The organism is Maricaulis sp. MIT060901 (genome assembly GCF_047123815.1).
In the GTDB taxonomy this organism is placed as follows: Bacteria; Pseudomonadota; Alphaproteobacteria; order Caulobacterales; family Maricaulaceae; genus Maricaulis.
This window is the reverse complement of sequence record NZ_CP138920.1, coordinates 1,040,466-1,067,459: the sequence shown is the minus strand read 5'-3', so window position 1 is coordinate 1,067,459 and position 26,994 is coordinate 1,040,466. Positions and strand designations below refer to the sequence as shown.

Here is a 26,994-nt window from a genome sequence, read left to right as displayed (position 1 = left end):
CAGTGATTGTGAAACATCGCCCGTGCAGGGATTGCCTTCATGCCGACACGGAGTACGGTCGCAATCCCAGTCTTCCAGTTCAGGAACACCATCATGACTTTCAAACCGTCCGAAGCGCTTTCGCGTGTGAAACCCTCTGCGACCCTGGCTGTCACGCAGAAGGCGCGTGATCTCCGTGCCAAGGGCGTTGATGTCATCGGTCTGGGTGCCGGTGAGCCGGATTTCGATACGCCGGAGCACATCAAGGACGCGGCGATCGAGGCGATCCGTCGGGGCGAAACGAAATACACGGCTGTTGATGGCATTCCGGAACTGAAAGATGCCATCATCAAGAAGTTCCGACGCGATAATGAGCTGGATTATACCGCAGCACAGATCCATGTCGCGCCGGGCGGTAAGCCGGTCATCTATAATGCCTTTGCTGCGACGCTGAACGAGGGTGACGAGGTCATCATCCCGGCGCCCTACTGGGTCACCTATCCCGAGGTCGTGCGCCTGCAGGCCGGCACGCCAGTCGAGGTGAAGACGAAAATCGAGAATGGCTACAAGATCACGCCGGCCGAACTTGATGCCGCGATCACGCCGCGCACCAAATGGCTGATCCTCAACTCGCCCTCCAATCCGACCGGCATGGGCTATACCGCGGGCGAGCTCAAAGCACTTGCCGAGGTTCTGCTCAAACATCCGCATGTCTGGATCATGACCGACGATATGTATGAGCACATCATCTATGAGGGATATGAATTCGCCACCATCGCCGAGGTCGAGCCGCGTCTTTACGACCGTACGCTGACGATGAACGGGGTCTCCAAGGCCTATTCCATGACCGGCTGGCGCATCGGTTACGCGGCCGGTCCGGAGGCGCTGATCGCCGGCATGCGCAAGGTGATCTCCCAGACCACGTCCAATCCGTGTTCCATCAGCCAGTGGGCGGCCGTTGCTGCGCTGAACGGCGATCACAGCTTCCTCAAACCGCGCAATGACGCCTTCCTGCGTCGCCGCAATCTGGTACTCGCGGCGGTGGAAGAGGCGGACGGGCTTGTCGCGCCGACACCGGAAGGCGCGTTTTATGTCTTCGCTGATTGTGCCGGCACGATCGGCAAGACCACGCCTGCAGGTCAGGAGATTCGCAATGACACGGATTTCTGCGCGGCTCTGCTGGACGCCGAGGCGGTTGCGGTTGTTCCCGGCATTGCCTTTGGGCTGGAGCCGGGTTTCCGTATCTCCTACGCCACGGACGATGAAAGCCTGGTCGAAGCCGGCAAGCGGATCCAGCGCTTCTGTGCTTCGCTGAGCTGATATTGGAATATTTGATTGCTCGATTAGTTATTACTAATTGGATCTATTGAACGCGTTCCGCCATAACTCTCTTCAACGCAGCAAGCGCTGCATTTGAAACAGGGAGAGCGAAATGAGCTTCAATATGGGTCTGAGCGAGAACCAGCGTCAGGAAATGGCGAAGGCTGTCACCGCAGTGCTGGCGGACACCTATGCGCTCTATTTCAAGACGCATGTCTATCACTGGAATGTCACCGGACCGCGGTTTCACGACCTGCATGCGCTGTTCGAACTGCAGTATAACGAGATGTGGACTGCGACGGACGAAATCGCCGAGCGGATCCGAGCGCTGGGCGTTGCGGCACCCAACTCCTATGGCGCCATGAATGAGGCTGCCAGTCTCGACGCTGACGCCGGTGCCAGCAGTGCCGATGAAATGGTCGCCGACCTGCTCAAGGGCCATGAAGTTGTCGTCGCCACCATCCGCAAGGCGCTGGAACTGGCGGGCGAGCACGGCGATGAAGCCACGGCGGACGTGCTCACCCCGCGCCTGACCGCTCACGAAAAAACCGCCTGGATGTTGCGCTCGACGCTGGGTTAGTTTTCCACATCTAATTCAGAGCAAAAAAGAACCCGGCCAGAGCGGCCGGGTTTTGTTCGTGAGTTAGGCAAAGAAAAAGGCGCCGGTCCAAAAAGGGGAGGAGAAAGGACCGGCGCCAGAAACAGCATACCGATTAAGGGGAGGAGTTCGGTATGCGTCAACTTGGTGAGGCTGCGGGCTCGCCGCTGCGTCCGTGAGGAGATATATGCCCCATGCTGCGTCGCGGCAGAAGACATGATGTCGCAGACTTGCTATGCATAAATGCGGCATCAAGTTCTAAATCCCATGCGCGTGTAGCTGGTTTGATTATATCCCAAAACGGGAACTCTTACCCTTTCTTAACCGTCAGATTGCGATGAGAACGCCTGGGGTAGAGGAATACGGATATTCAGATGATGCTGCTCAAACGCGCGTCCCGGCCAGCGATGACCGAATCCGCCGAGGTGGTCACCGTTCAGCCGGACTGGATTGACGAGCTGGCGATTGTACTTGACCGGATTGCCCAGGGGGAAAAGCCGGCACTTCCTGATTTGCCGGACGCGCTCGCGGGGGCTTTGGCGCGTCTCTATGGATCAATGGAATCGCGTGACCAGGTAACGCTGGAGCGCTCGGTTGGTTTCTCCATGCATGCCAGTGACGCCATGGCCTCTGTGTCGCGTGCCACGGGGGATATTCGAGATGTGGACCAGCAGGCCCAGTCAATGTCCTCCGCTATCGAGGAGCTGAATGCGTCGATCCAGCAGATCTCCAGCTTCACCGGTACCGCTGCTGACAATCTGTCTGATTGTGTGCAAGCGACGTCCCATGGCCTGGAACAGGTCTCCAATTCCGCCGAACAGATGGAATCCATCGAGACGGCCTATGGCAGCATTGTCGGCCGGGTCGAACAACTCGAAGCGGCGTCTGCCCAGATCACCAATATTGTCGATACGATCTCCGCGATTGCTGGCCAGACGAATCTGCTGGCGCTGAACGCCACCATCGAGGCGGCCCGAGCCGGCGAGGCGGGGCGTGGCTTCTCGGTTGTTGCCGAGGAGGTGAAAGCGCTGTCTGGCCAGACGGAGAAGGCGACCGGGGATATCCGGGAACGCATCGACAATCTGCAAAGCGAGGTCACCGGCATTATTGATGCTGTTCATGGTTCCATGACCGCGATCCAGGATGGCAAGTCTGCCAGTGATGATGCGGCTGCGAGCGTTCGTTCCGGCGTTGATTTGGTGCAAAGCTCGTCCAATCTGGTTTCCGAGATCGCCCGTCTTATGAGTGAGCAGACCGGAGCGGCCCAGGAGCTGTCGCGTGGTGTCTCAGGCGTCGCGACCGCCTCCCGCAGGGCAACCGAACGTGCCGAAGCCGTGATCGACGCCGTGGCTGGGTCCGAGAAAATCGTCAATGAGAGTTTCGCTGATCTGGAACAGCGTGATGTGCGGGACTATGTCCTCCATCGCGCCAAGTCGGATCACTTCCTGTGGAAGAAGAACCTCTCGGAGAAGTTTGTCGGCCGCAATACGATCCGGGCCTGCGACCTGGCCGATCATCATGAATGTCGTCTCGGCAAATGGTATGACGCTGTCCAGGATCCAGCCTTTATCGGTGATCCCCTGTTCCAGCGCCTGATCGATCCGCATGCGGAATTCCATCGACAGGGCAAGCTGGCGGCCGAGCTGCATGAACAGGGTGAACGTGAGGCTGCCGAACAGGCCGCCGAAGCCATGGAAGCCGCATCAGCCGATGTGATCGGCCTGCTTGAGGCGTTGATCGAGAAACGCCGCCTGGTCTAGGCGTCCCAGCGACGGGCCTGTTCTATCAGGAAGTCGCGGAAGGATGCGATGCGTCGGGAGCCGCGCAGCTCGCTTGGATAGACAAAGAAGATCTCGAAATCGGGCCCGTCGATCTGCGGCAGGACCCGTTTGAGATTCGGATTTTCCCGCGCCACATAGTCCGGCAGAGCAGCAATGCCCATGCCGGATTGCACCGTCTTGGCCACGCCATAGATCGTATTGACCTCGATCACGGCGGGACGCGGATTTTCGTTTTCGTCCCGGCCCAGGCGTGCCGCCCAGTCCAGTCCCGGGATCGGTGCCATCTGCGGCGGGCCGTACTGGATGATGGAATGTTCGTCCAGATCGTCCGGCGTTTTCGGCTCGCCACGCTGGGCGAGGTATTCCGGACTGGCATAGAGGTGTTGGCTGGCGCTCATCAGCTTGCGCTGGACCAGGTCATTCTGGGTCGAGGGCCAGGGGCGGATGCCGACTTCGGCCTCAAGCCCGGCCAGATCCAGCTCATGGTCATCCAGCATCAGGCGGATGTGGATATTGGGAAACTCGTCGTGAAACTCGCTCAGGCGCGGGGCCAGCCACATGGCGCCCAGAGCCGTCGGAGCGGTGACCTTGAGCTCACCGGAGGGTTCGTCGCGTGTGTCGTGAACCTTCGCTTCCGCAATCGCCACCTGGGCAGCAATGTCGTGAGCCGCTTCGTAAAGCACATTTCCCGGCTCTGTCGGGATCAGCCCGCGGGCATGGCGGTGAAACAGGGTCACGCCCAGATCGTCTTCCAGTGCCGCGATCTGGCGGCTGACAGCGGACTGGGACAGACCCAGCATCTCCGCCGCCTTGGTCAGCGAACCCGCCTGTGCGGCGGCGTGAAAGGTTTTCAGCTTGTCCCAATCCATGGGCGCGGTCTCCAGCCACGACTCAAGATGAGACCGCACCATAAACTATTCAGTACAAAGCGCGAGCTGGGCGGCCGCCCCGGACTGTAAAAGTCCGAAGCGGCCATCCGTGACTACGGGTTACCCGTCGATCGAGGCCATGCCCTGTTCGTTGTATCGCGCTCCCTGGACCTTGTCGGCGAGCGCATTGAGGGACGCCATCCGGTCCTCGTTCAACTCGACATCTGCTGCGCCCAGATTGACCTGGAGATTGGCCAGCTTGGTCGTGCCCGGAATCGTGAGGATGTTCTCACCGCGATTGAGCACCCAGCGCAGGGCGATCTGGGCGGCCTCCACCTTGAGACTTTCGGCGATTGCCTTGATCTCTTCCACCAGGGCGAGATTGGCTTCAAACGCCCCGTCGGCAAAACGCGGCTGGTAGGCTGCAGAGCGGAAATCAGCCGGTCGGTTCTCGGCGGTGAAACGACCGGTCAGCATGCCACGGCCCAGCGGGGAATAGGCGACCAGTGACCCGCCGGTCTCTTCCAGCACGGGAAACTGCTCGGCTTCAATGTCGCGCGAGAAGATGGAGTATTCCGACTGCAGGGCTGCAATCGGGTGGACGGCATTGGCGCGTTTGAGTGTCTCGGCAGAGGCTTCCGACAGGCCGATCGCGCGGACCTTGCCTTCCTCGACCAGCTTGGCCATCGCCCCGACCGTTTCCTCGATCGGGCGGCTCTGATCCATGCGGTGCATGTAATACAGGTCGATATAGTCCGTCTTGAGCAGGCTCAGCGACTCTTCAACGGCGCGGCGGGCATTGGCCTCCGAGCCGTCAATGCCAACAAACTCGCCTGTCGACTTGTCGCGCAAGGGTCCGAACTTGGTGGCGATCACCACCTTGTCGCGCCGGTCCGCAAAGGCTTCGCCCAAGAGCGCTTCATTGGCGCCCATGCCGTACATTTCCGCGGTATCGAAATGGTTCACGCCCAGATCGATCGCCTTGTGCAACAGGCCGATGGCCTCACTCTTCTCCGTGGCCGGCCCATAGAACTCCGACAGGCCCATACAGCCCAGTCCGATGGAGTTCACAAAAATTCCCGTATGTCCGATTTCGCGTGTGATCATGTTCAAATCCCCTGCGTCAGGATGGTTTCCAATGCGCTGTTGTGAGCGCTCACTCGCATATTGTGAGTATGTGCTCACATTGCAAGAGGGTGGGTGAATTTTTTTACGCGGAACCGGGGGAGGGTAGCAGAGATAGGGGGTGGTGTGGGGAGACATTGGGAGAGGTGTCCCGAAGCGGGGGAGGGGGAAGCACCAAAACCCCCACGATCTCGCGATCTGGAGTGAGAGGCATGCGGGAGACCGGTGAAACCGGAATTTAGTCTAGAGCAGGGGTTAAAGGCCTCCCGCACACGGGTTTGCTGTCTGCCATGCCAGAATTAACCCGTAAGGGTCGGCAGACGCTTCCCGTACATCCACGCCCGAACAGACTGAGCTCTCGCCTCCCACGACATGGATCACGGGAGAGTATGGGGGAAGATTGAGCTGTGTGGATATCTTCCCCGCTCGCGGGGAAGTGGGCTCGCCGAAGCCTACGGCGAAGGCGAGGTCGAAGGGGGCGCGAACGCGAGTGAGCCCTAATCCTCCGCGCTGCGCCCTCCGGCCCCTCCGTCCTTCTTCGCCAAGGCTACGAAGGACACCTCTCCGAGGGGGAGGATAAGGCCCGTTGTTGCACGACCTGCGCGAGGCCCGCCTTCGGTGCACTTATGGAAGCGTGATCCCCAACGCCCCCCAGATCTCATCGACTCGCGCCTTGGTCGTGTCATCCATGTCCAGCTTCTCACCCCATTCGCGCTGGGTCTCGTTGCCGATCTTGTTGGTGGCGTCCAGGCCGATCTTGGAGCCGAGGCCGGAGACCGGGGAGGCGAAGTCGAGATAGTCGATGGGGGTGTTTTCGACCGTGACGATGTCGCGGGCGGGGTCCATGCGGGTCGAGACGGCCCACATGACGTCCTTCCAGTCGCGCGCATTGATGTCCTCGTCCACGACGATGATCCACTTGGTGTACATGAACTGGCGCAGGAAGGACCAGGCACCCATCATCACGCGCTTGGCGTGACCGGCATAGGCCTTCTTCATCGAGATGACGGCGATGCGGTAGGAACAGCCTTCCGGCGGCAGCCAGAAATCCAGGATCTCCGGGAATTGCTGTTGCAGGAGCGGAATGAACACCTCGTTCAGAGCCTCGCCGAGTATGGCCGGCTCGTCCGGCGGCCGGCCGGTATAGGTGGTCAGATAGATGGGGTCCTTGCGCATGGTAATGGCACTGACCTTGAAGACCGGGAAATGCTCCACCGAATTGTAATAGCCGGTGTGATCGCCATAGGGGCCTTCCGGGCCATACTCGTCGAGCATGACATGGCCTTCCAGCACGATCTCCGCCTCGGCAGGGACTTTCAGCGGCACCGTCTTGCAATCGACCAGCTCGGCCTTCTTGCCGCGAAGAATGCCGGCGAACTGGTATTCCGACAGTGTGTCCGGGACCGGCGTGACCGCCGCCAGGATCGTACCCGGGTCAGCACCCAGCACGACGGCTGCCGGGAGCGGGTCAGGCTTCTTGTCTTTCCAGCGCTGATAGTGCTGGGCACCACCGCGGTGTTTCAGCCAGCGCATCAGCGTCTTGTCCTTGCCCAGCTTCTGCATGCGGTAGATGCCGAGATTATAGTCGTCCTGGCGATCGCCCTTCACATTGGGTCCTTGGGTGACCACCAGCGGCCAGGTGATCAGCGGGGCAGGCTCACCCGGCCAGCAGGTCTGGATGGGCAGGCGGTCGAGATCAATCTCATCGCCGGTCAGCACTACGTCCTGGCAGGGCGCCCGCGACACATTTTTCGGGCGCATGGACATGACCGTCTTGGCCAGTGGCAGCATCTCCATCGCGTCCTTCACACCGCGCGGCGGTTCCGGCTGCCGCAGGAAGGCCAGCAGTTCGCCCACTTCGCGCAATTCCTCGCCCGTGGTCCGGCTTTCACCGCCCAGCGTGACGGCCTGGGCGACGCGTTTGACAGTACCGAACAGGTTGACGAGACAGGGCATCTCGCTCTTTTCGCCCTTCTCGTTGATGACGTTCTCAAACAGCAGCGCCGGACCGCCTGCATGCAGGGTGCGCTTGTGGATCTCGGTCATCTCCTTGTCGGTGGAGACCGGGTGGGAGATGCGCAAGAGGTCGCCTTCGGCTTCCAGCATGTCGATGAATTCGCGCAGGGATTTATACGCCATGGGGGCTCCGCTTTCGTATGGGCGGAACCTAGGATGATCGGCCTGCTGCGCCAAGTCCGGTGCGGCAAGGTGTGGCAGTCCGGGATGAGGCGTGCGGCGCCGTAAATCTGTCCGGGCGTCTCGGCGAGAACCTCTCGATGAATGGCTGCGCGGCCTGTTCCACCCCGTGTTGTTCTGACGCGTCCGCAGTCTCATATCATATGAGCCGGGATAGCATGGTCATGCCTGCCCGGGCGGGTGCCCTGTGCTGGCAGGTAATCGCCGCTTTTGAATTCAATTCGAGATAAATTTTCCAGGTATTTAAGGCAAATTCATCGCGAATTGTTGAGCCGCTGTTCAATCCTGGCGCCTAGTAGTTTGCCCATCGACACGAACACTCGATCAGGAAACGGGACGGCAGCATGATTTTTCGCGCAGTGATGATGTCACGCGCCAAGGTCGCCTTGGGTTTTGGGGCCCTCAATGGCGAGCTGGGGCGTATCATTTCATGTAGCATGATGTCATGCGTGGATCTGCGGCTAACAGGCGCGCTGATCTGGGATTCCGGCTACTTCATGCAAGTGCTCGAGGGGGATCCCGATCACCTTCGCGACTTCATGGAGACGGTGGCCCGGGACGGCCGCCATCAGGACTACCGTCAGCTGGAATTCGTGCAGGCCATGCGGCGCGAATACCAGACGTGGGGCGTGGGGGGGGCGCGAACCGGATCCAAGCCCGCTGCCCTGATCAAGAAGGCAAAGACCATCGTCCCGACTGCAGATGAGGTGCGGACCCATGTCCGTCACCTCATCTCATCCGGGGTGGTTGCCGAAACCCCGCCGCTGGTGACAGCGGCGGCGTGACTACTCGGCAGGCGCCGGTTCTGCGGGGCGCAGGGCCGCAGCGATGCTGCGGGCCAGATCATATGACCCCGAGCTGACGTAATTGGTGGCGCCGAAACGCACAACGATCAGCTCTTGCTCCGGCATGATGAAGGCCAGCTGGGACTGGAAACCGTGCATCGTATAGGTGCCGGAAGGCAGATTATTGCTTGCTGGCGGGTTCCAGAAGCCCAGACCATAAGGGTCGGCTGAACCCGGCGTGGCGTCGGTTGCCAGGTCCGGCCAGTTGGCCGGGATCAGGCGCTCGCCATCCACCAGACCGCCGTCCAGATAAAGTTGTGCCAGCCGTGCCCAGTCATGCGCAGTCGCATACATGTAGGAGGAGCCGATCAGCGTGCCAGACGCATCCGGTTCCATCACGGCCGTGTGCATGCCCAGCGGTTCAAACAGACGTTCGCGCATGGCAATGACCTGGTCTTCCAGCGTTCCGCCCATCTGGTCTTGCAGGGCGCGGGTGGCCAGAACGGTATTGCCGCTCATGTACTCCCAGTGCTCGCCCGGCGCGTGCAGGCGTTCACGTGTCGCTGCAAAAGCGGCCATGTCACGCTGGGTGAACAGCATTTGCGAGTTCGGATCCGTACCGTCATTGCCTTCGCGAATGGCCAGACCGGCATTCATCCGCAACAGGTTTTCCAGTGTGATGTCCTGGCGATCTTCCAGTCCTTCAAAACTGGCGGGGACATGATCCAGCGTGATGTCACCATCCTGGACAAGCACGCCGGCCAGGGTAGCGGTGGCGCTTTTGGTCATCGACCAGCCCAGGAAACGCGTGTTGCGGTTGGCTTGCGGAGCATAACGCTCGGCGACCAGGCGTCCCTGGTGCAGGACTGCGACACCGAGCGTGTGCCGCATCGCCGGTACGCTGTCGGCAAAGGCCTGGTCCAGCGCGGCATTGATGGCCTCGACGTCGAAATTCGCGTCGCGATGGGCTGAATCGAGCTCCAGTGGTGTGAAGTCCTGGTCGAAGGGAATAGCGAGGTCCCGGTCGAACTGGCGCCCACCCCGATCCAGCGTACAGCCCAGGCCTTCGCGATAAATCGCGTGCTGGCGCCAGAACAGGCCGAACACGCTGGCCTTCACGCTCTGGCGATCATGGTTCACCGAGACGCTGAGCAGGTCGGCCGCATTGCCCAGCAGCGGGTCGATATAGGCCTGGCGGGCGAAGTCCTCGTCGAGACGGGAGACAAAGACCATCGAGCAGAGCTGTTTGGCCGTGATGCCGGTACCCGAGGGCAGGTATATACGCCCGACCGTGGACAGGTTCAGATAGGCAATGGCGCCCAGGAACACAGCGGCGACAACGCCACCGACAATACGCAGGATCATGATTTTCCCCTCAACCCGGTTCAGCCGAAACGCGAAAAGTCCGGCAGGCGTCTTTCCATGAAGGCCGCAGCTGCTTCGGCGAACTCGTCAGAGCGTAACAATTCCGCGAACAGGCCGCCCTCACGCGAGATGCGGTCGGACAGGTCTTCGGGCGGGGTACGCATGAGGGCCTTGGCGGCACGCATGGAGCCGGGTGCCTTGGCCGCCATGACGCTGGCCGCGAAATGGGCGGCGCCGGCAAGATCATCGGCACTGTGCACGCCGGTCACCAGGCCAGCCTGCAGTGCGCGATTGGCATCCCAGGTGGCGCCGAGCATCAGCAGGTCTGCCGCAACGGCATGGCCGAACATCTGTGGCATGACCTGGCTCGATCCGAACTCCGGCGCCAGCGCAAGGTCCACGAACGGGGTCTTGAAGGTCGCCCGATCAGAGCAATAGACGATGTCACAATGCATCAACAGGGTAACGCCGATACCGATGGCCAGGCCGTCCACGGCGGCCACGACCGGTTTCTTGACCTCGAGCAGGGCACGCATGAAGCGCTCCACCGGTGGCATGTCGCCACCGCCGACATGCGGCGGGCGTTCCATGAAATCACCGATATCATTGCCAGCGGTAAAGACACCATCGGTGCCAGTGATGATGAAGACCTTGACGGATTGTTCCGTATCGCCGCTTTCCAGCGCCTCGGCAGCAGCGGCATACATCGCGCGTGTCAGCGCGTTTTTCTTGTCCGGGCGATTAAACCGGATTGTGCGGATCCCCTCCGCATCATCGACCAAAACCAGTGAGCTCACTTGGGCCCTCCTTTATTTTATGGAGGGCAAACTAGAGCGTTCAGGCGCTGACCGCCAGACTTGTCAGAACCCGGTGCAGCATATCGCTGTCATCATCGCCCAGCTGGGTTTCCAGCTCCTGGTTCATGTCCTTGAAAACATGATCAGCTGCATCGCCCATGGCGCGGCCTTTTTCGGTCAGGGAGACGATCGCGGAGCGCTTGTCATCGGCTGAAGCGGTCTTGGTAACCAGGTTGAGCGCTGTCATGCGATTGACCAGCCCGGTTACAGCAGGCGGGTTCAAAGACAGCATCTCGCCGATCTCGCCCATGCGGCGCTCGCCGCGGCGAGCCAGCAGGAAGAGTACGGCCGCCTGTGCTGAGGTCACGCCGGCCTCCGCCTTGAGACGGGCATCAGCCTCGCGATTGAGCTTGCGCGCTGCGATTTCGAGCAACAAGAACAGCCGGCGATCCACCGCACGTACGCGGGCCATGACAAGTCTCCACTGGTAGAGGCGCAGCGAGCTCGCGCCGGAAGCGAATTTACCGGCGGGACATTGCCCTAAACGGCTGTGACTGTAAACGAAATTGCGACCGCAAAGGGCGAATTCACGGGGTGTTGAAGGACCAGACCTTGGCGTAGCGAACCTCGCGGTCCTCGAGGTCGCGGGTGACGGGTACTGTATACTCTGCGAGCCGGTCGAGTTTTTCGCGCGGCAGGAAGGATCGGCCCGGGTCTCCGATCAGGACGCGTGTGCCGCGGCGGGCGCTTTCCTCGAGCCAGGCACCGATATGACGGGCGCCTTCATCCTCGTAGAAGACATCTCCGGCGATGATCACGTCCCAGGCGTCGAAACGCCCGACCACATCACCCAGTTCGGTATCCAGCTCGACTGCGTTGAGTGTGGCATTGGCCCGGCAGGCCTCGATCGCAAAGGCGTCGAGCTCGCTGGCGGTCACCTGTTCGGCGCCGGACATTTTCGCGGCGATGCCGGAGACAGCGCCACCAGCCGCAAAATCAAGCACGCGTTTGCCTTTGACGATGTCAGGATTGTCCAGGCAATAGCGCGCCAGCGCTTGCCCGCCCGCCCAGGCAAAGGCCCAGAAGGGGGGCGGCAGGCCCATCTCGCCCAGCGCTTCCTCGGTCTGTTCCCAGATGTCCACGGTCTCGGTGGCCAGGTGCAGCTTGATTTCCGGCACCAGTGGCGGTGTCAGCACGTCGGTGTGCTCACGGATAAAGGCCTGGGGGTCGTCGAGCGATAGCGGCTTCACGGGCGTTCCTGCGGTTTGCCTCTTCGACATAACGCATGCCCGGTGCGGTGCAAGTTCAGCCGGCACAGGACAAAACGGCCGGGCGCTGGGCCCGGCCGTCTCGTTTCGCATCAAGGATACGGCTTACTCTTCAGCGTCTGCCGGGGCCGGCAGGATGAAGCGTGCATTGGCCAGTTCCGGCAGGGCACGCACCTGTTCCTCGATGACCGACAGGTCACCCACGATAACCAGGACAACATTGCCGAGGTCGAGATAGGTCGAGGCCACGCGGGAAATGTCGTCATTGGTGACGGCATTGAGGCTGGGCACGTAGTTTTCCAGATAGTCTTCCGGCAGGTCATAGAGATCGCGGAGGCTGAGCTGACCGATAATCCCGCCCGTGGACGCATTCTGCAGGATGAAGATGCCGGACATCCAGGTGCGGATACCGTCCGCTTCAACAGCGTCAGGCGCGTTTTCGGACAGACGCGTGATCTCGCCGAAGGTTTCCATCAGGGCTGCGCCTGTCACCTCGGTGTTCACATCGGCATTGAAGGTCCAGTAACCGCCGCCCATGCCCCAGGTGACACCACTGCCCGGGGAGTAGGTATACCCCTTGTCCTCACGCAGATTGCGGGTCAGACGGGAGGTGAAGCTGCCGCCCAGAAGGGCGTTCATGACGGCCAGGTCTGGCGCATCCGGATGATCGATCCCGACAGCCGGGAAACCGACCCGCAGCGTGGATTGCGGGGCGCCCGGGCGATCGATGAACTGGACAACCGGACCACCGCTCGGAGCGGCCGGGGTCAAGGCATCAGCAGAACCGCTCGCCCAGTCGGCAAACGCTTCACGGATGGCCGCTTCCATGGCGGCTTCGTCGAAACGACCGGCAACATAGATGCGGGTGCGGCCTGCGCCGTAATTGGCGTCATAGAAAGCCTGGACATCGCTCAGCTCGAAAGCGCGGACCTGGTCCTCGGTCGGCAGGGAATTGCCGTAGGGGTGGTCACCGCCGAACAGCAGGCGACGATAGGCTTCCGTGGCAATCGGACCCGGCTGGGCGCGAGAGACGGAGACATCGCGAACCAGGTTCTGGCGGACACGATCAAACTCGCTATCAGCAAAGTCCGGACGCATGACGACATCAGCGATGATGCCCATTGCATCGGTCGCATACTGGGACAGGACATTCACGCCGATATTGGTGGAATGCCAGCCGACACCGACACCCAGCTCGCCACCCATGGCGGCGATCTCGGTGGCGATCTCCTCGGCCGTGCGGCCGTTGGAGCCTTCTTCCATCATGCTGGCGGTCAGGTCGGCGATATAGGTATCGCTGCCATCATCGATATTGCCGGCACGAACGCGCAGGGAAATCTGCGTGGTCGGGGCCAGGCCGTACTGGATAAAGGTGACTTCCAGGCCGTTATCCAGCGTGAAGCTGCGATTGTCCGGCACGTTGAAGGAGACCGGTTCACCCAGAGCCGGTTGCTCGTTGATCTGCGCGATCGCCGGAGCGGCGATCAGGCTGGCGGCCGCGAGGGCGGCACTAAACAGTTTGACTGTCATGGCTTTTTCTCCCCGGGGCTTACTGGCTGTCATCGCCGGCAAGGCGAACTTCCAGCACGGTGCGGTTGGTCGGACGCAGATATTCCTGCGCCGTGCTCATCACCAGTTCCGGCGTGACCTGTTCAAAGCCTTCCGTGATCCGGTTGATGCGGCTGGGATCGTCATCGAACATGGCAAAGGAGGCCAGCAGGTCGACGAGACCGAAACGCGTGGATGTGTCCACGGTGCCGTAGAAATCGGACAAGAGCTTGGTGCGCGCACGCTCCAGCTCTGCCTCGGTCACTGGCGAGGTGCGGATGCCCTCGATCGTGGTGTCCATCGTGCCCATGACTTCAGACACGGTGAACTCGCTGTCGTGGATCAGGCCGACAGTCCACAGCATCGGACCGGAATAGTTGAAGGCATTGCCCAGGAGGTTGATGCCGCCAAACACGCCGGACGCATAACCTTCCTCCGACACCAGGGACTGGGTCAGGCGGCTGTCATCACCCTGGACCAGCAGCTGGTCGATCAGGATCATGGCGTAATATTCCGGCGTGCCACGTTCAGGCATGTGATAGCCGACGGCGAGGGCTGGCTGGTTGGCCAGGTTGTCCTCGATATAGTCGAACTTCTCTTCTTCCTGGCGCGGTTCGGAGGTGTCGATCTCCGGCAGGGGATCGCCCGCCTCGATGTAGGAGAAATACTGCTCGATCCAGCCCAGCGTCTCGTCCTTGTCGATATCGCCGGCGACAACGATGACCGCATTGTTCGGCGCATAGAACTGGTCGAAGAAAGCCTGGGCATCTTCCAGTGATGCCGCGTCGAGATCGGTCAGGTCGCCGTAGAAATTGTGCGCATTGTGCCAGTTTTCATTGGCGACCATCGGCAGGTCGATCCAGATCCAGCCGCCATAGGGCTGGTTGATGACATTGACGAAGACCTCGTTGCGAACGACTTCGCGCTGATTGTCCAGCTGGCTTTCGTCCAGGTTCGGCTGACCCATGCGGTCGGCCTCGGCCCAGATGATCGCTTCCAGCGCGTTGGACGGGACGACCTCGAAATAGTTGGTGAAGTCATACCGGGTGGAGCCATTGTTCACGCCGCCCGATCCATAGATCAGCCTGTCGAAGGCGCCGTGCGGCAGATTGCGCGAGCCCTGGAACATCAGGTGTTCGAACAGGTGCGCAAAACCGGTCCGGCCGCGCGGCTCGTTGCGGAAGCCGACACCGTAATAGACGGCGACAGTCGCGGTCGGCACGGTGTGGTCCTCGGACAGGACAACGCGCAGGCCGTTGTCGAGCGTGTGATAGCTGACATCGACGGTGAAATTGGTGGAAACAGCGGATTGTGTCGCACTGTCCGTGGTGGCGCCTTGATCCCCGCTATCCGTAGCAGGCTGACAGGCCGCCAGCGCGAGGGCTCCAAGGCCCAGCGCCAAGCTCTGTTTGATCGTCATGCTCTCCCCATATCGCTCAAACTCAGGACGGGGCGCATGTGAGCCCAGCACGCGGGCCGGGTCAAACGATCAAATCGCCTTCTGGTATTACAGGATTGTAACAAGCGCGAAGGTCGCACTCAGCAGGAGCCCGGTTTCGCGGTTAGACTTGAAGACTTTCAGGCAAGCGGCACCGTCTTCGATATCGGTCAGGCGGATCTGGTTGAACAGGTGGGCGGAATAAAGCGCGAAGGGGAGAGCGGCAAAGGGCGAGGCGTTGACCAGGTAAAGCGCCACGCCGGCCAGTCCGGCTGTCAGCCCGTAGAAGGCGCCGACCCAGATGGGGGAGTGCTGGCCGAACAGGCGGGCCGTCGAGCGCACCCCGACCAGGGCATCGTCCTCGCTGTCCTGGTGCGCATAGATGGTGTCATATCCCAGCGTCCAGAATATGCAGGAAGCGTAAAGTGCGAGCACGGCGAAATCGAACTGGCCGCTTGCGGTGACATAGGCGACAGGCACACCCCAGTTGAACGTCAGGCCCAGCCAGGCCTGTGGCCACCAGGTGATGCGCTTCATGAAGGGATAGGCCGCGACCAGCACCAGCGAACCGAGGCCGGTGAAAATGGCGATCAGCGGCAATTGCACCAGCACGATCAGTCCGACCAGACTTTGTGCGCCCAGGAAGGCCCAGGCCTGTTTCAGCGATACGGTTCCTGCCGCCAGCGGCCGATCCGCGGTGCGGGCGACCTGGGCATCCAGATCACGATCGATGATGTCATTATAGGTACAGCCGGCACCGCGCATGGCGATCGCACCAATCGCGAACAGGGCCGCGTAATAGAGATCGATCCAGCCAAGGCCGGTATTGGCGCGCGCCAGCAACAGTCCCATCCAGCAGGGCAGGGCGAGCAGCCAGAAGCCGATCGGTCGATCATAACGCGCCAGGCGCAGATAGGGTCTCAGAGCGGTCGGCGCTCGATCCACCCAGGTCTGGGGGATGCTGTCAGCGACTCGTCGGTCGAAATTCAGTTGCATGGAGGTGGTTTCGCAAAGCTCGAAGGCGAGATCAAGGCAGGTTGACGGACAAGGGCAGCACGGGGCAAAGCGAAGGCATGAGCACGGATCCACGCCTTTTCATCGATGCACCCCTGGGCGAGGGGCAGGCTGTGCCGCTCTCGCGGGAGGACAGCCACTATCTGATCAATGTCATGCGCCGGGAAGAGGGTGACCATGTTCGCCTGTTCAACGGCCGCGATGGCGAATGGCAGGCATCGGTGGCCAAGGCACACAAGAAAAACGCGGTGCTGGCCTGTGATACACAGAACCGGCCACAGGCCGCTGTGCCCGATCTCTGGCTGATGTTCGCCCCGGTCAAACGCCAGAAAAACGAGCTGATCGTGGAAAAGGCGACCGAGTTGGGCGTGGCGGATATCCGCCCGGTCATCACCACACGCACCCAGTCTGAACGTATGCGTCTTGATCGTTTCGAGATCATCGCTAAGGAGGCAGCCGAACAGACCGAACGCCTCGACCTGCCGGTGATCCACGAGGCTGTGAAGCTCGACCAGATGCTCGAGGACTGGGATGAGAGCCGGGTGATCATCTATTGCGATGAAGCCGGCGATGACGGCGCCCGCCCCTGGGGCGGCGATAGCGGTCGGGCCAGTCAGGCGCTGGGTCCATTGACCGAGCTGCGCGGCAAACCCGCAGCCCTGTTGATCGGTCCGGAAGGCGGTTTCACCCCGGAAGAACGCGAGCGCCTGCGCAGTCTGGATTTTGTCCACGCCGTCAGTCTGGGCCCGCGCATCCTGCGCGCCGAGACGGCGGTGATCTCGGCGCTGACGCTGTGGCAGAGCGTTTGCGGGGATTGGGAGTAGGTCGGCCTTGCCGGCGCGAGCGTGCCACAGGTGACGGTGAGGACAGGGTGTGAAGCCGCCATTGCTCGCTCACTTCACCGCGAATCTCAGCGGTCGCCTCTTGTTTCACCCCGAACACCCACATATCTGTTGCGGACATTGCTTTAGGCGGGGGCGCTTTGATGAGCGGCACTTATAATCCCGGTGGCGAAGGCGCTCCGATTGAATCCATCGACCAGCTGGGTGAATACCTCGCGGCAGGCTGCAAGCCGGCGGAGAATTTCCGCATTGGCACCGAGCACGAAAAATTCGGTTTCGCGCTCGAGACGCATGACCCGCTTCCCTATGACACGGAAGGGCCCTCGGTGCTTAAAATGCTTGAGGGTCTCAAGTGTTTCGACTGGGAACCGGTGGAAGAGGGCGGGTATCTGATTGCGCTCAAGCGCAATGGTGCCTCGATCACGCTGGAGCCGGGTGGCCAGTTTGAACTGTCCGGTGCCCCGCTGGAAAATGTCCACCAGACGTGCGCCGAAGTGAACCGTCACCTCAAGGAAGTCCGTGAAGTCGCCGACGAGATCGGTGCCGGTTTCCTGGGGCTGGGCTTCTCGCCGAAATGGTCGCTGGAAGACACGCCGATGATGCCCAAGGCCCGTTATGGCCTGATGAAGGCCTACATGCCCAAGGTCGGCACGCTGGGCCATCAGATGATGTTCCGCTCCTGTACGGTCCAGACCAATCTGGATTTTTCCAGCGAGGCGGACATGGTCAAGAAATTCCGCGTCTCCCTGGCCCTGCAGCCGGTGGCGACGGCGCTGTTTGCCAATTCACCGTTTGGCGATGGCGGCCTCAACGGTTTCCAGTCCTATCGGTCCCATGTCTGGACCGACACCGACAATAACCGCACCGGCATGCTGCCCTTTGTCTTTGAAGACGGGATGAGCTTCCACCGCTATGCGGATTATGCCCTCGATGTGCCGATGTATTTCGTCAAACGCAATGGCGAGTATCTCGACGCGACAGGCCAGAGTTTCCGCGACTTCCTGGACGGTCGCCTGCCGGCCCTGCCGGGCGAGAAGCCGGTGATGAGCGACTGGGAAGATCATCTCTCGACCCTTTTCCCGGAAGTGCGTCTGAAGACTTTCCTGGAAATGCGTGGCGCGGACAGCGGTGCGTGGGACAGCCTGTGTGCCCTGCCGGCCTTCTGGGTTGGGCTCCTGTATGACGATACTGCGCTGGATGCGGCCTGGGACCTGGTCAAGGACTGGACCGCGGATGAACGCGAGGGTCTGCGTCTCGCCGCGGGGCGCCACGGTCTGCGGGCCGGCTGGCGCGATCATTCCATGACGGAACTTGCCCGCGAAGTGCTGGCGATCTCCCGTGAAGGGCTCAACAAGCGACGCATGTTGAACGGTTATGGCGAGAATGAAGGCCATTTCCTCGACGAGCTCGACGAGATCGTGGCCAGCGGCCGTACGCGGGCCGACGCGCTGATCGAGCGTTTCAACGGCGAATGGGACGGTTCCATCGAACCGGTCTTCACTGAAGCCGCCTATTAGGTGTCAGCGCTAACACGCGAAATTGTGAGGCTGGGCCTCAGTTCCAGCCGTCACAAAAGCTTGTCGGTCGCGCTCTCACATGGTCAATTGACGCCCGAGTAACGCCTCGCGGGGAGCGGGGACGGGGAGATTACATTGACTGACAATACCGAGGCGGTCGTGCGTTCCAAGCACGATACGTCGTTCTTTGGTCATCCACGCGGGCTGGCCATCCTGTTTCTGACTGAGATGTGGGAGCGTTTTTCCTATTACGGAATGCGTGGCCTGCTGATCATCTACCTGACCCAGCATTTCCTGTTCTCTGACGAGAGCTCCACGATCATGTACGGCGCCTATACGGCGCTGGTTTACATCATGACAATCATTGGTGGCTCACTCGCTGACCGCTATCTCGGTCAGAGGAAAGCAGTGACCTACGGCGCCATTCTTTTGGTTGCTGGTCACGGTCTCATGGCCTTTGAAGGCAGCGGTTCTCGCGAGATCTTTACGTATGAGGGTGCGGAGTACCAGATTACTCTGGATGGCCGCGGCGGCGACGCCAACCAGATCATCGTGTCGGACTCCGGTCAGTCGCAGATATCCTTCGAGGACGCGGGCACGCGGCTTGTGGTGGCAGAGCCGGACGTTGTCGGTTTGCCGGCCAGTCTCGAGTTCTCTTCCGACATGACGCGCATTGAGCGCGAAGAGCTCTACGTCAATATCCTCTATCTCGCGTTGGCGCTGATCATCGCCGGTGTTGGTTTCCTCAAAGCCAATATCTCAACGATTGTAGGGGAGCTCTACGATGTCGGGGATGTGCGTCGGGATTCCGGTTTCTCGCTCTTCTATATGGGCATCAATCTGGGGTCTTTCATCTCGTCCCTGACGGTCGGTATTATCGGCATTGCATGGGGTTGGAATTGGGGTTTTGGCCTAGCGGGCGTCGGCATGCTGTTTGGCCTTCTCACATTCCTCTTCTTCCAGCCCTGGCTGGAAGGTAAGGCCGAGCCTCCAAATCCCGAAAAGCTGAAGCAGAAAGTGCTCGGACCGATCAATGTCGAGTGGGCTTGCTATCTGACCGGTATCGCGATCGTCGCGGTTTCCATGATGATCGTAAAATTCCCTGACCTGTTTGCGGACGTTGCCGGATATATTGGTATCGCCATGTTCGTGCTTCTGGTGGGATATGCCCTCGTGAAGACACAGGGTGACGAACGCAAGAAGATGTTTGCGGCCATCTATTTTGTTCTCGCTCAGATCCCGTTCTGGGCTCTGTTCGAGCAAGCTGGGTCTTCGCTGAATCTCTTCACAGACCGTCTGGTAGATCGCAGCATGTTCGGCGTATCCGTACCTGCGCCGGTGTTCCAGTTCCTCAATGCAGGCTACATCATCGTCTTCGCTCCGATGCTGGCCTGGCTGTGGCTGTGGTTGGAAAAGCGCAAGATGAACCCGTCCACGCCGGTGAAGTTCGCGTTTGGTGTCTTCCTGGCGGGCCTGGGTTTCTACGCTCTTGTGGGTGGCATGGGGCTTTCCGGTGAGACGGGGCTCACTGCAGTTTATTTCATTTTCCTGATCTACTGGATCCACACCATGGGTGAGCTGATGGTCTCGCCGGTCGGCTTGTCATCTGTGACCAAGCTGGCGCCGGCGCGTGTCGTTGGCATGACCATGGGCGCCTGGTTCCTGTATTCCGGTCTGTCCAACTTCCTGGCTTCAGTTATCGCAGCACAGACAGGTGCGGAGACCATTGGTGGTCAAATCACCGATGTCGCTGCGGCCAAGTCAGGTTATGCGGAGGTGTATTCGAACGTAGGCCTGGTCGCGATGGCCATCGCTGTAGGCATGCTGTTGATCTCCCCGGTGATCAAATGGCTTATGGTTGATGCCGACAAGGCGACAACGCCGACCCTTGCCCAGGAAGAGGCAGCGGGCGCAGGACCTGACCGTCCGGCCAGCTAATCCCTCTCCACACAGACAGGAAAAGCCGCGGCGTTCGCTCCGCGGCTTTTTCTTTGGCCCTTATCCGGTTGTGCTGATCAGTGACTGAGTTCTTCCAGGTCACTCAGCTGGATGCGGTCATCATTGCGGCACTGGTTCTCTCGGCCGGTGGGCTGGATGTCCCAGACCCCGGTGCGCTGGTCGATGGTTACGCGGGCCTGGGAGAGGATGTCCATGCCGATGACCAGGGCTGGCGCATTCTCCCATCCCAGCGCGTAGAAGATGTCGAGATTGGCGCGCATTATGTACTGGCGGCTGATACACAGATCGCCAATCTGGAACTGGCGGATCGGAAAGGCATTGGCGTTGTCGCCCATGCGACCGTCAACGCCGGACAGCTCGTAGCTCAGCACATTACGAGGGACAAAACGCGAATGAAGGGCATGGTTGGCGATGGACACGGCGGAGCCGCTGTCGATGACCACGCGGAAAATCCGCTCACCCGTACCCAGTCGCGCCGCGCCGTAGAGAAGACCGTTCTCGGGGTCCAGGATGCCATCATCGAAAAAGACGTGTTCCGGTTCCAGCTGGATATGGCCGTCGGTGAAGTCGATCCCGTAGCGGCGCCCGGCAAAGGCATCCATGCCAAGAAGCCCGGCGATCATGGTGTTGCGTGTGGTGGAATCCGGGATGACGACGCTCTGCAGCGTCTGCGGGGGTATGTGTGGCAGGCGGACATCTGCCAGTTCAAACCGCTCGGCCTCGAACATCCGTGTCAGGGACTGGACGTCATCGGAGACGACCCAGCTGGACTGGAAGCCCATCTGTTCGGCGACAGCCTGGGCTATGGCAGTTCGGTTGGCACCGGTGTCGACAACAAAGACATGCTCCCCGTGTTCGCCGACTTCGACATCCATGATGACATGTCCGGACACGGTCCGGCCGAGTTCAATGGTCTGTGGCAGGGCAGGGGCGGGAAGCCAGGCGAGGCCCAGGCCAAGGGCCAGGGCGCGGGTCAGTCGATCGGATGGCTTCATGTTTCCTCCCGCCCGTGTCAGGGCATGCTGGGTGTGAGCACTCCACTGAACTGAACTCGCGGCCGCCGGCAGAAGTTTTCTTATGAAGAGGGGCTGAGTTCGACAATTCCGTTTTCCCGGTCGACGACGAGGTTGAGGTACTGCATGGCATCCATCCCCAGGATGATTGCAGGCTCGTCCAGCCAGCCGAGAGAGCGAAAGATATCAAGATTGGCGAACAGGGCGGGTACCGTATCGAAACAGGCGCCGCCGACCCGCAGGCTGCGCAATGTGACCGCCCGTGTCGCTGTCGGGCGAACCTGCTCGACGCCGCGGGTGTTGAAGGTGATTCGGGTGCCGCGATCTGGCAGCATGTTGCGCATTCTCGCATTGACGAAAGTGCGCGGCGATCCGGTATCGATCATGACGCGAATTCGGGCGCGGCGGTTGCCGATCCGTGCTTCGGCATAGATCAGGCCTCGTTCCGTCGAAAACACGCCGTCCTGATGTTCCGGCGCGGCAGAATTGAGGATGAGCTGATCCGCCCCGAAATCCAGCCGGTAGCGGTCAACTCCCAGCGCATTGGTAGCGAGGAAGCCCATATAGTTCAGAGGCTCTTCGCCTTCGGCAGGCAGAACAATGCTGTGAACCTCGCCAATGGGATGGCCGTTTACGGCCACCGTTGGCATCTGGAACTCTTCTGCGACAAAAACCGTGTCGAGCGCCTGCACATCACTCATCGAGGTCTCACTCGGCGTAAAGCCGACCTCCATTGCCATTGGAAGCGCAATTGCCGTGTGACTGGCACCGGTATCGAGAATTAAATTGTAGGGGCCAAACTCACCGACATTGATGACGACAGTCGGGTGGCCTGCTGGCGTGGATCCCAGGTGAAGGGTGGTGGTTTCAGTCTCCTGGGCAGTCGCGGTGCTGGAACCGATGCTGGCGAACAGGCAGAGGGCAGTCAGAGCGAAGGAAACAGCGCTTCTTGTGGTCAATGAAACTCTCCTCTTGCCGGTGCCAGCTTCAACGCCGCGTGTTCCTTATTTCCCTATTCTCTGAAAGGATTTGTCCCGCTTCAAGTCAGGCCTGAACACATCGGCGTGAAAAGGGACGGGTTTCCCCGTCCCTGTGATGAAGCATTTCGGTCAGAATGTGCCGCGTGCGCGGATGTAGAACGTCTTGCCCATGGATTCATTCTGGTACTCGATACGGTCGATAATGCCGTCAGCCCGGGAGCCGTCGTAGAAGACGCGCTCGCGGTCATCGCCATTATTGATGACGCCATCGACACCGGCTCGCAGGGTCAGGCCAAGCCAGCGTGTGGTTTCGACGTAGAGGTCGAGATCACCATCGGTGAAGCCCTGGACACGGTATTCCTGGGCGCGGAAAATCTCGCCATCCGACAGCCAGAAATAATCCCAACCCCAGGCGAACTGACGCTCCGGGAATGTCTGGCGGTAATCGAGGCGTAGCTCCCACATGCGATAGCCTGACCAGTGGCGGTCGACCATTGTCAGAGGGTCTTCGACATTGGTGTCATAGTATTCCAGGAACACGTCGAGGACGGCATTCGAGAGACCCAGATTGTCCAGTGGTGATGTGATGTTCGTCGTCACCCGGAAGTTTGAGCCGTCTCCGATATTGCCGGGTGCGTCGAAGACAGTGCCGTTGGATTCGATCGGCACCCAGCCATCGAGATCCTGGATCGAGTCATAGCCGATCACCAGAGAGAAGGATCCGTCACCAAACCGGCGTTCCCATTCGCCCTCAAGCGTCCACGTGCGCTGGGGCACGTAATCCGGATTGCCGAGCGTGGAGTTGTTGTCGGTCAGGTCCACCTGGCTGGCGAAACGGCCGAAATTCAGCTGGGCCACATCGCGGCGCAGGGTGACGCGGTAGCGGTTCTGATCGTCCTGGCGATAATTCAGCGTAAAGGACGGCTTGGCGTAGGTGAAGGAGCGCGATTGCTCGGCATCACCGGTCTGCTCGATCTCGGAGAATTCGTAACGCAGGCCGCTTTCCAGGCTGATGCGATCGGTGACCGTCCAGGTGTGGTTGGCGAAAAGCTCGGAACGGGTTTCCTCGACCATCGTGTCAGAGACCGGCAGGTCCAGCATGGTCACCGTCGTGCCGTCATCAACTGAAATGGTGAAGCTGGTATCGCGGGAGTTAACCGCCGTCTCGCCACCGAATTCGACGGCATGTCGATCATTGGGGTTGTACGAGAACGTCTGGCGAATAGCCGTTTCCTTGTACTCGCCTTCACCCTCATAGATCGAGGCGCGGTCAAAACCGGTGGTCGACAGGTAGATGCTGAAGAATTCCGGATTGTTGGTCCATTCCTCGCGGGTCACCAACGCGATCGTCTCGGACGAGAAATTGTCAGAGAAGTCCCGGGAATAGGTCGATGACAGAGACCAGTTGGTGTTCTCATCATCCGCCGAGCTTTCCTCGAAACGCAGATCCGCACCCGTGCCGTCGACAACGTTGGAGCGGTGGTTCCGGCGCCACTCCCAGGTCTGGTAACGCAGGTCCGTCCGCAAGGAAGACGTGTCATTGATGCGCCAGTTCAGCGAGAAGGTCGGGATGAATTCCTGGAAGTGCCGCTGGTCATTGTCCCAGCGCAGCTCGGCCAGGTCCTGTCCACCATTGTCATAGAGGGATTCACGGCGACGGAAGAGATTGCCTTGCCAGCCGCCCTCGAAGCCGAATGTCATCTCTGCCGATCCGACCTGGGTCGTGTAGGAAATCTCGCCACCCGGCCCGATCCGGTGCGATTCAGACAGGCGGGCAACTGCGGCCCAGGAACCGGAATTGCCGGCGCCTTCGCGCAGGATCACATTGACCAGCCGCGGGTTGCCACGCATGTCGTATTGCGGCAGGGCTTCCTGGATCAGTTCGATGCGTTCGACATCGCCGGCATTGATCCGCTGCAGGACGGTCTGCAGGGACAGAGACTTGTTCGAAGGCCGTGCGCCGTTGATCAGCAGATTGCCAAAACTGTCGGCCAGACCGCGGCGCTGCTCATCCCCCCCGGAGAGCGAGAAGCCGGGTACACGCTGGACCATGTCCAGAGCGGTCGACGGTGAAAAGGCTGTGAAAAATGATGGTGCATAGCTCAACACGCCAGCCTGGACCTCGACGACCGCGGCGGCTTCTGTTGCTATGACTTCCTGTTGTGCCCAAGCCATCGGCTGGAAAGCCGAAAGCAGCGCGACCAGTGCTGTCGCGCGCAGATATTTCCCTCGCATGTGTTCCCCGGGTTTGTGCCTGCCCAACTTCCCCGTGTTTCGGGATAGTCGAGGTGGTTGGCCGGAACCATGTAATAATCTGTAAGGTCCATCACCGGGGCGTGAGGAGGGGCTTGTGCGCCCCTCGCTAGCGGACGGCTATCTGATGTAATTCAGCCGCTTAGAATGCTCCGGAGAACGTGATGTAGAACACACCGAAAGATTTGCGCTGTTCATGTTCTCCGGCATTGATTATGCCATCGCGCGCGATCCCGTGAAAAATGCACGCTCTCGATTGTGGATATTGCCGAACATATGCCGCACGCCCAGACGCGAGGTTACGCGGGCAAGACGTGTCGTTTCCACGAAGGCGTTCAGGCTACGCTCGCCGGAATCAACGGCGCGATATTCGCGGGCCCGGAAGGCTTCGCTGTCCGCATAGGCGCTGAAATCCCAACCCCAGGCCACTTGCCTGACCGGCAAACCCTGACGGAAGTCCATTTGTCCACCCCACTCCCGTGGTCCGCTCCAGCGGCGGGTTTCGCCGGTCAGTGGATCGGTGACTTCGGTATCATTCCAGCTTAGATCGATATCGAGCACGGCATTGCTGAGGCCCATGGCATCCAGTGGCGTTGTCGCGGAGAGCAGAAGGTCGAGCCGGCTGGCATCACCGATATTGCCTGGTGTGTCGAAGACAGATCCATTGCGCTCAGCCGCCAGCCAGCCAGCCATCAAGATCCTGGACATCGCTGTAGCGGGCCGTGAGCGAGATCGAGGCGTCATCTCCGAACCGTCTTTCCCATTCCGCTTCGGCGATCCAGTAGCGCTGGGGCACATAGTCCGGATTGCCCACCACGCTGGTATCATCATTGAGGTCGACGGAACTGGCGAATTTCCCGAACTGCAGCTGGGCGACGTCTCGCAGGACCGAAAAGCGCCAACGCGTGCGGGTATGCTGGCGCCAGGTCAGAATGGCTCGGGGCTTGAGATATTCAAACGAGCGGCTCTGCTCCGCATCGCAGCTCTGGGTGATCTCGGAAAACTCGACGCGCAGCCCGGATTCCAGCTGCAGTGTGTCAGACAGTGTCCAGGTGTGGGTGGTGAAGATTTCCTGACGATCTTCCTCGACGCGTGTTGCCTAGACGGGAAGGTCGACCTCGGTGACGGTGTTGCCGTCATCGGTGAAGAGGCGCAGATCGCTATCGCGCGAATTCAGGGCCGTCTCGGCGCCAAATTCCAGGCTGTGACGTTCATTCGGATTCCAGGAGACAGTCTGACGCAGTGCCGTTTCCTCGATGTCGTAATCGCCCTCTATCACCGATGCGCCGACAAAGCCGACACCGGCCTGCCATTGATTGAAATGATGTGGACCCTGGCGCTCCCGGTCGCGGCGCACCAGCAGCGTCGTGTTGCTGGACCAGCGGTCGTTGAAACCGTGCGAGAGCGTGGGCGAGATATTGTAGTTTGAGCCATGGTTTTCGGTGAAACCGCGTTCCAGCGCGATCGGCTCCGAGCCCGGGTCTGCCGGGTCGAAGTCCTGGCGCCAGCGATCCAGATGCCAGACCCAGGCCTCCGCAAAGGCATCGAGGCGCAGGCTGGTGTCAGAGCCCAGCGGCGTGTTCATCGAAAAGGAGGAGCGCAGCGGCGCCCAGACATATTGTTCATTGATGCGGCGCGTTTCCGTCAGCTCACTGCCGCCATTGGAATAGACCTGCTGATCGATCCGGCCGCGATTGCCATACAGTTCGCCATTCAGGCTCATGGTGATTTCTGCCGAGCCGAGCCGGGTGCTCCAGGAGATGTTGCCGCGCGGACCGATCCGGTTGGAGTCGGACCTTTCGAGTGTGAAAGACCAGGCGCCGGAGCTTCCATTGTCTTCCACGACCACATTCGCCAGACGGGCGTGTCCGCGCATATCGAACTGGGGCAGGGCTTCCTGGATGAGCTCGATGCGAGCAACCGAGTCTGCCGGGATCCGCCCCAGCACCGTTTCCAGCGTCAGCAACTTGTTGGACGGGCGTTCGCCATTGATCAGCAGATTGCCGAAACTGTCACCCAGGCCGCGGCGGTCATCATCGCCCGAAGACAGCGCAAAGCCGGGCAGTTGCTGGATCATGTCCAGCGCTGTGACCGGATTAAAACGATCGAAAAAGCCGGTCTCATAGCGGACCACGGCGTCAGTGTTGGCGGGTGCGTCCTGACGGCCCTCGCTGGCTGTTGTCAGGGCGAGGGCGAGAGCGACGGCACTGGTCGCCTGCAAGATGAGATTACGCATGCAGAGTCCAATTCTCCTGAACCCGGGTTACTCCTGTCCCCGGCCTAGAGAGGCGGGGAGTGGGAGCAAAGGGTCAGAAGGGACTTCCTCGGACGAGCCGTGGTTTTCACG

23 protein-coding genes are annotated in these 26,994 nt (G+C 60.5%); 7 read left to right on the top strand and 16 right to left on the bottom strand.

The window, feature by feature from the left end:
* Positions 1–93: 93 nt before the first annotated feature.
* The 3 genes from SIC17_RS05465 (at position 94) to SIC17_RS05455 (ending at position 3,657) form a co-directional block, all read left to right on the top strand.
* Positions 94–1,299: a pyridoxal phosphate-dependent aminotransferase gene (locus SIC17_RS05465; protein ID WP_291894871.1), complete on the top strand. Its 1,206-nt coding sequence runs from the start codon at positions 94–96 to the stop codon at positions 1,297–1,299.
* Positions 1,300–1,411: 112 nt separating this feature from the next.
* Positions 1,412–1,879, top strand: coding sequence for a Dps family protein (locus tag SIC17_RS05460; protein WP_291894869.1), 468 nt, complete (start codon positions 1,412–1,414; stop codon positions 1,877–1,879).
* A 392-nt stretch (positions 1,880–2,271) separates the two neighbouring features.
* Complete coding sequence (locus SIC17_RS05455) at positions 2,272–3,657, top strand: methyl-accepting chemotaxis protein (protein WP_412546624.1); 1,386 nt, start codon at positions 2,272–2,274, stop codon at positions 3,655–3,657.
* On the opposite strand, the gene SIC17_RS05450 is transcribed toward SIC17_RS05455, so the two are convergent.
* From SIC17_RS05450 to SIC17_RS05440, 3 genes are all read right to left on the bottom strand, one after another.
* Positions 3,654–4,547 (bottom strand): LysR family transcriptional regulator, encoded by an 894-nt coding sequence (locus SIC17_RS05450; RefSeq protein ID WP_291894865.1) that lies wholly within the window; start codon positions 4,545–4,547, stop codon positions 3,654–3,656. The genes SIC17_RS05455 and SIC17_RS05450 overlap by 4 nt on opposite strands.
* A gap of 120 nt (positions 4,548–4,667) precedes the next feature.
* The gene (locus SIC17_RS05445; protein WP_412546623.1) at positions 4,668–5,654 is read right to left on the bottom strand and encodes an aldo/keto reductase; all 987 of its coding nucleotides are present in this window, start codon (positions 5,652–5,654) and stop codon (positions 4,668–4,670) included.
* 642 nt (positions 5,655–6,296) lie between these two features.
* On the bottom strand, positions 6,297–7,811 hold the full coding sequence (locus tag SIC17_RS05440) for a UbiD family decarboxylase (protein WP_291894859.1): 1,515 nt from the start codon (positions 7,809–7,811) through the stop codon (positions 6,297–6,299).
* Between the two features lie 401 nt (positions 7,812–8,212).
* On the opposite strand from SIC17_RS05440, the gene SIC17_RS05435 reads away from it, so the two are divergent.
* Positions 8,213–8,653, top strand: a complete 441-nt coding sequence (locus SIC17_RS05435; RefSeq protein WP_412546622.1) for a BLUF domain-containing protein — start codon at positions 8,213–8,215, stop codon at positions 8,651–8,653.
* Here the strand turns inward: SIC17_RS05435 and SIC17_RS05430 are convergent, their stop codons facing one another.
* The 7 genes from SIC17_RS05430 to ubiA form a co-directional block, all read right to left on the bottom strand.
* Positions 8,654–10,018 carry a serine hydrolase domain-containing protein gene (locus SIC17_RS05430; RefSeq protein ID WP_412546621.1) on the bottom strand — a complete coding sequence of 455 codons (1,365 nt, stop codon included), beginning with the start codon at positions 10,016–10,018 and terminating at the stop codon, positions 8,654–8,656.
* Between the two features lie 20 nt (positions 10,019–10,038).
* Positions 10,039–10,815 carry an enoyl-CoA hydratase-related protein gene (locus SIC17_RS05425; protein ID WP_412546620.1) on the bottom strand — a complete coding sequence of 259 codons (777 nt, stop codon included), beginning with the start codon at positions 10,813–10,815 and terminating at the stop codon, positions 10,039–10,041.
* A gap of 40 nt (positions 10,816–10,855) precedes the next feature.
* Positions 10,856–11,287 carry a MarR family winged helix-turn-helix transcriptional regulator gene (locus SIC17_RS05420; protein WP_291894847.1) on the bottom strand — a complete coding sequence of 144 codons (432 nt, stop codon included), beginning with the start codon at positions 11,285–11,287 and terminating at the stop codon, positions 10,856–10,858.
* 115 nt (positions 11,288–11,402) lie between these two features.
* On the bottom strand, positions 11,403–12,065 hold the full coding sequence (locus SIC17_RS05415; protein ID WP_291894844.1) for a class I SAM-dependent methyltransferase: 663 nt from the start codon (positions 12,063–12,065) through the stop codon (positions 11,403–11,405).
* Positions 12,066–12,188: 123 nt separating this feature from the next.
* Positions 12,189–13,613, bottom strand: a complete 1,425-nt coding sequence (locus tag SIC17_RS05410; RefSeq protein ID WP_412546619.1) for a M16 family metallopeptidase — start codon at positions 13,611–13,613, stop codon at positions 12,189–12,191.
* A gap of 19 nt (positions 13,614–13,632) precedes the next feature.
* Positions 13,633–15,051, bottom strand: a complete 1,419-nt coding sequence (locus SIC17_RS05405) for a M16 family metallopeptidase (protein WP_412546618.1) — start codon at positions 15,049–15,051, stop codon at positions 13,633–13,635.
* Between the two features lie 87 nt (positions 15,052–15,138).
* The gene (ubiA, locus tag SIC17_RS05400; protein WP_412546617.1) at positions 15,139–16,065 is read right to left on the bottom strand and encodes a 4-hydroxybenzoate octaprenyltransferase; all 927 of its coding nucleotides are present in this window, start codon (positions 16,063–16,065) and stop codon (positions 15,139–15,141) included.
* 77 nt (positions 16,066–16,142) lie between these two features.
* Here ubiA and SIC17_RS05395 point away from each other — a divergent pair, with 77 nt between their 5' ends.
* The 3 genes from SIC17_RS05395 to SIC17_RS05385 all read left to right on the top strand — a co-directional run bounded on the left by SIC17_RS05395 (position 16,143) and on the right by SIC17_RS05385 (position 20,380).
* Positions 16,143–16,907 carry a 16S rRNA (uracil(1498)-N(3))-methyltransferase gene (locus tag SIC17_RS05395; RefSeq protein ID WP_291894831.1) on the top strand — a complete coding sequence of 255 codons (765 nt, stop codon included), beginning with the start codon at positions 16,143–16,145 and terminating at the stop codon, positions 16,905–16,907.
* Positions 16,908–17,068: 161 nt separating this feature from the next.
* Positions 17,069–18,442: a glutamate--cysteine ligase gene (locus SIC17_RS05390; RefSeq protein WP_412546616.1), complete on the top strand. Its 1,374-nt coding sequence runs from the start codon at positions 17,069–17,071 to the stop codon at positions 18,440–18,442.
* A 228-nt stretch (positions 18,443–18,670) separates the two neighbouring features.
* Positions 18,671–20,380, top strand: coding sequence for a peptide MFS transporter (locus SIC17_RS05385; RefSeq protein WP_366940095.1), 1,710 nt, complete (start codon positions 18,671–18,673; stop codon positions 20,378–20,380).
* A 77-nt stretch (positions 20,381–20,457) separates the two neighbouring features.
* Here SIC17_RS05385 and SIC17_RS05380 read toward each other — a convergent pair whose 3' ends face one another.
* The 6 genes from SIC17_RS05380 to SIC17_RS05355 form a co-directional block, all read right to left on the bottom strand.
* Entirely contained in the window at positions 20,458–21,396 is a 939-nt protein-coding gene (locus SIC17_RS05380) for a retropepsin-like aspartic protease (RefSeq protein WP_291894822.1), read from the bottom strand.
* Positions 21,397–21,476: 80 nt separating this feature from the next.
* Positions 21,477–22,373, bottom strand: coding sequence for an aspartyl protease family protein (locus SIC17_RS05375; protein ID WP_412546615.1), 897 nt, complete (start codon positions 22,371–22,373; stop codon positions 21,477–21,479).
* Positions 22,374–22,523: 150 nt separating this feature from the next.
* On the bottom strand, positions 22,524–24,569 hold the full coding sequence (locus SIC17_RS05370; RefSeq protein ID WP_412546614.1) for a TonB-dependent receptor plug domain-containing protein: 2,046 nt from the start codon (positions 24,567–24,569) through the stop codon (positions 22,524–22,526).
* 291 nt (positions 24,570–24,860) lie between these two features.
* Complete coding sequence (locus SIC17_RS05365) at positions 24,861–25,340, bottom strand: hypothetical protein (RefSeq protein WP_412546613.1); 480 nt, start codon at positions 25,338–25,340, stop codon at positions 24,861–24,863.
* Positions 25,318–25,464: a hypothetical protein gene (locus tag SIC17_RS05360; RefSeq protein ID WP_412546612.1), complete on the bottom strand. Its 147-nt coding sequence runs from the start codon at positions 25,462–25,464 to the stop codon at positions 25,318–25,320. The genes SIC17_RS05365 and SIC17_RS05360 overlap by 23 nt, the downstream gene beginning before the upstream one ends.
* Positions 25,465–25,746: 282 nt before the next feature.
* Complete coding sequence (locus SIC17_RS05355) at positions 25,747–26,883, bottom strand: hypothetical protein (protein WP_412546611.1); 1,137 nt, start codon at positions 26,881–26,883, stop codon at positions 25,747–25,749.
* Positions 26,884–26,994 lie beyond the last annotated feature (111 nt).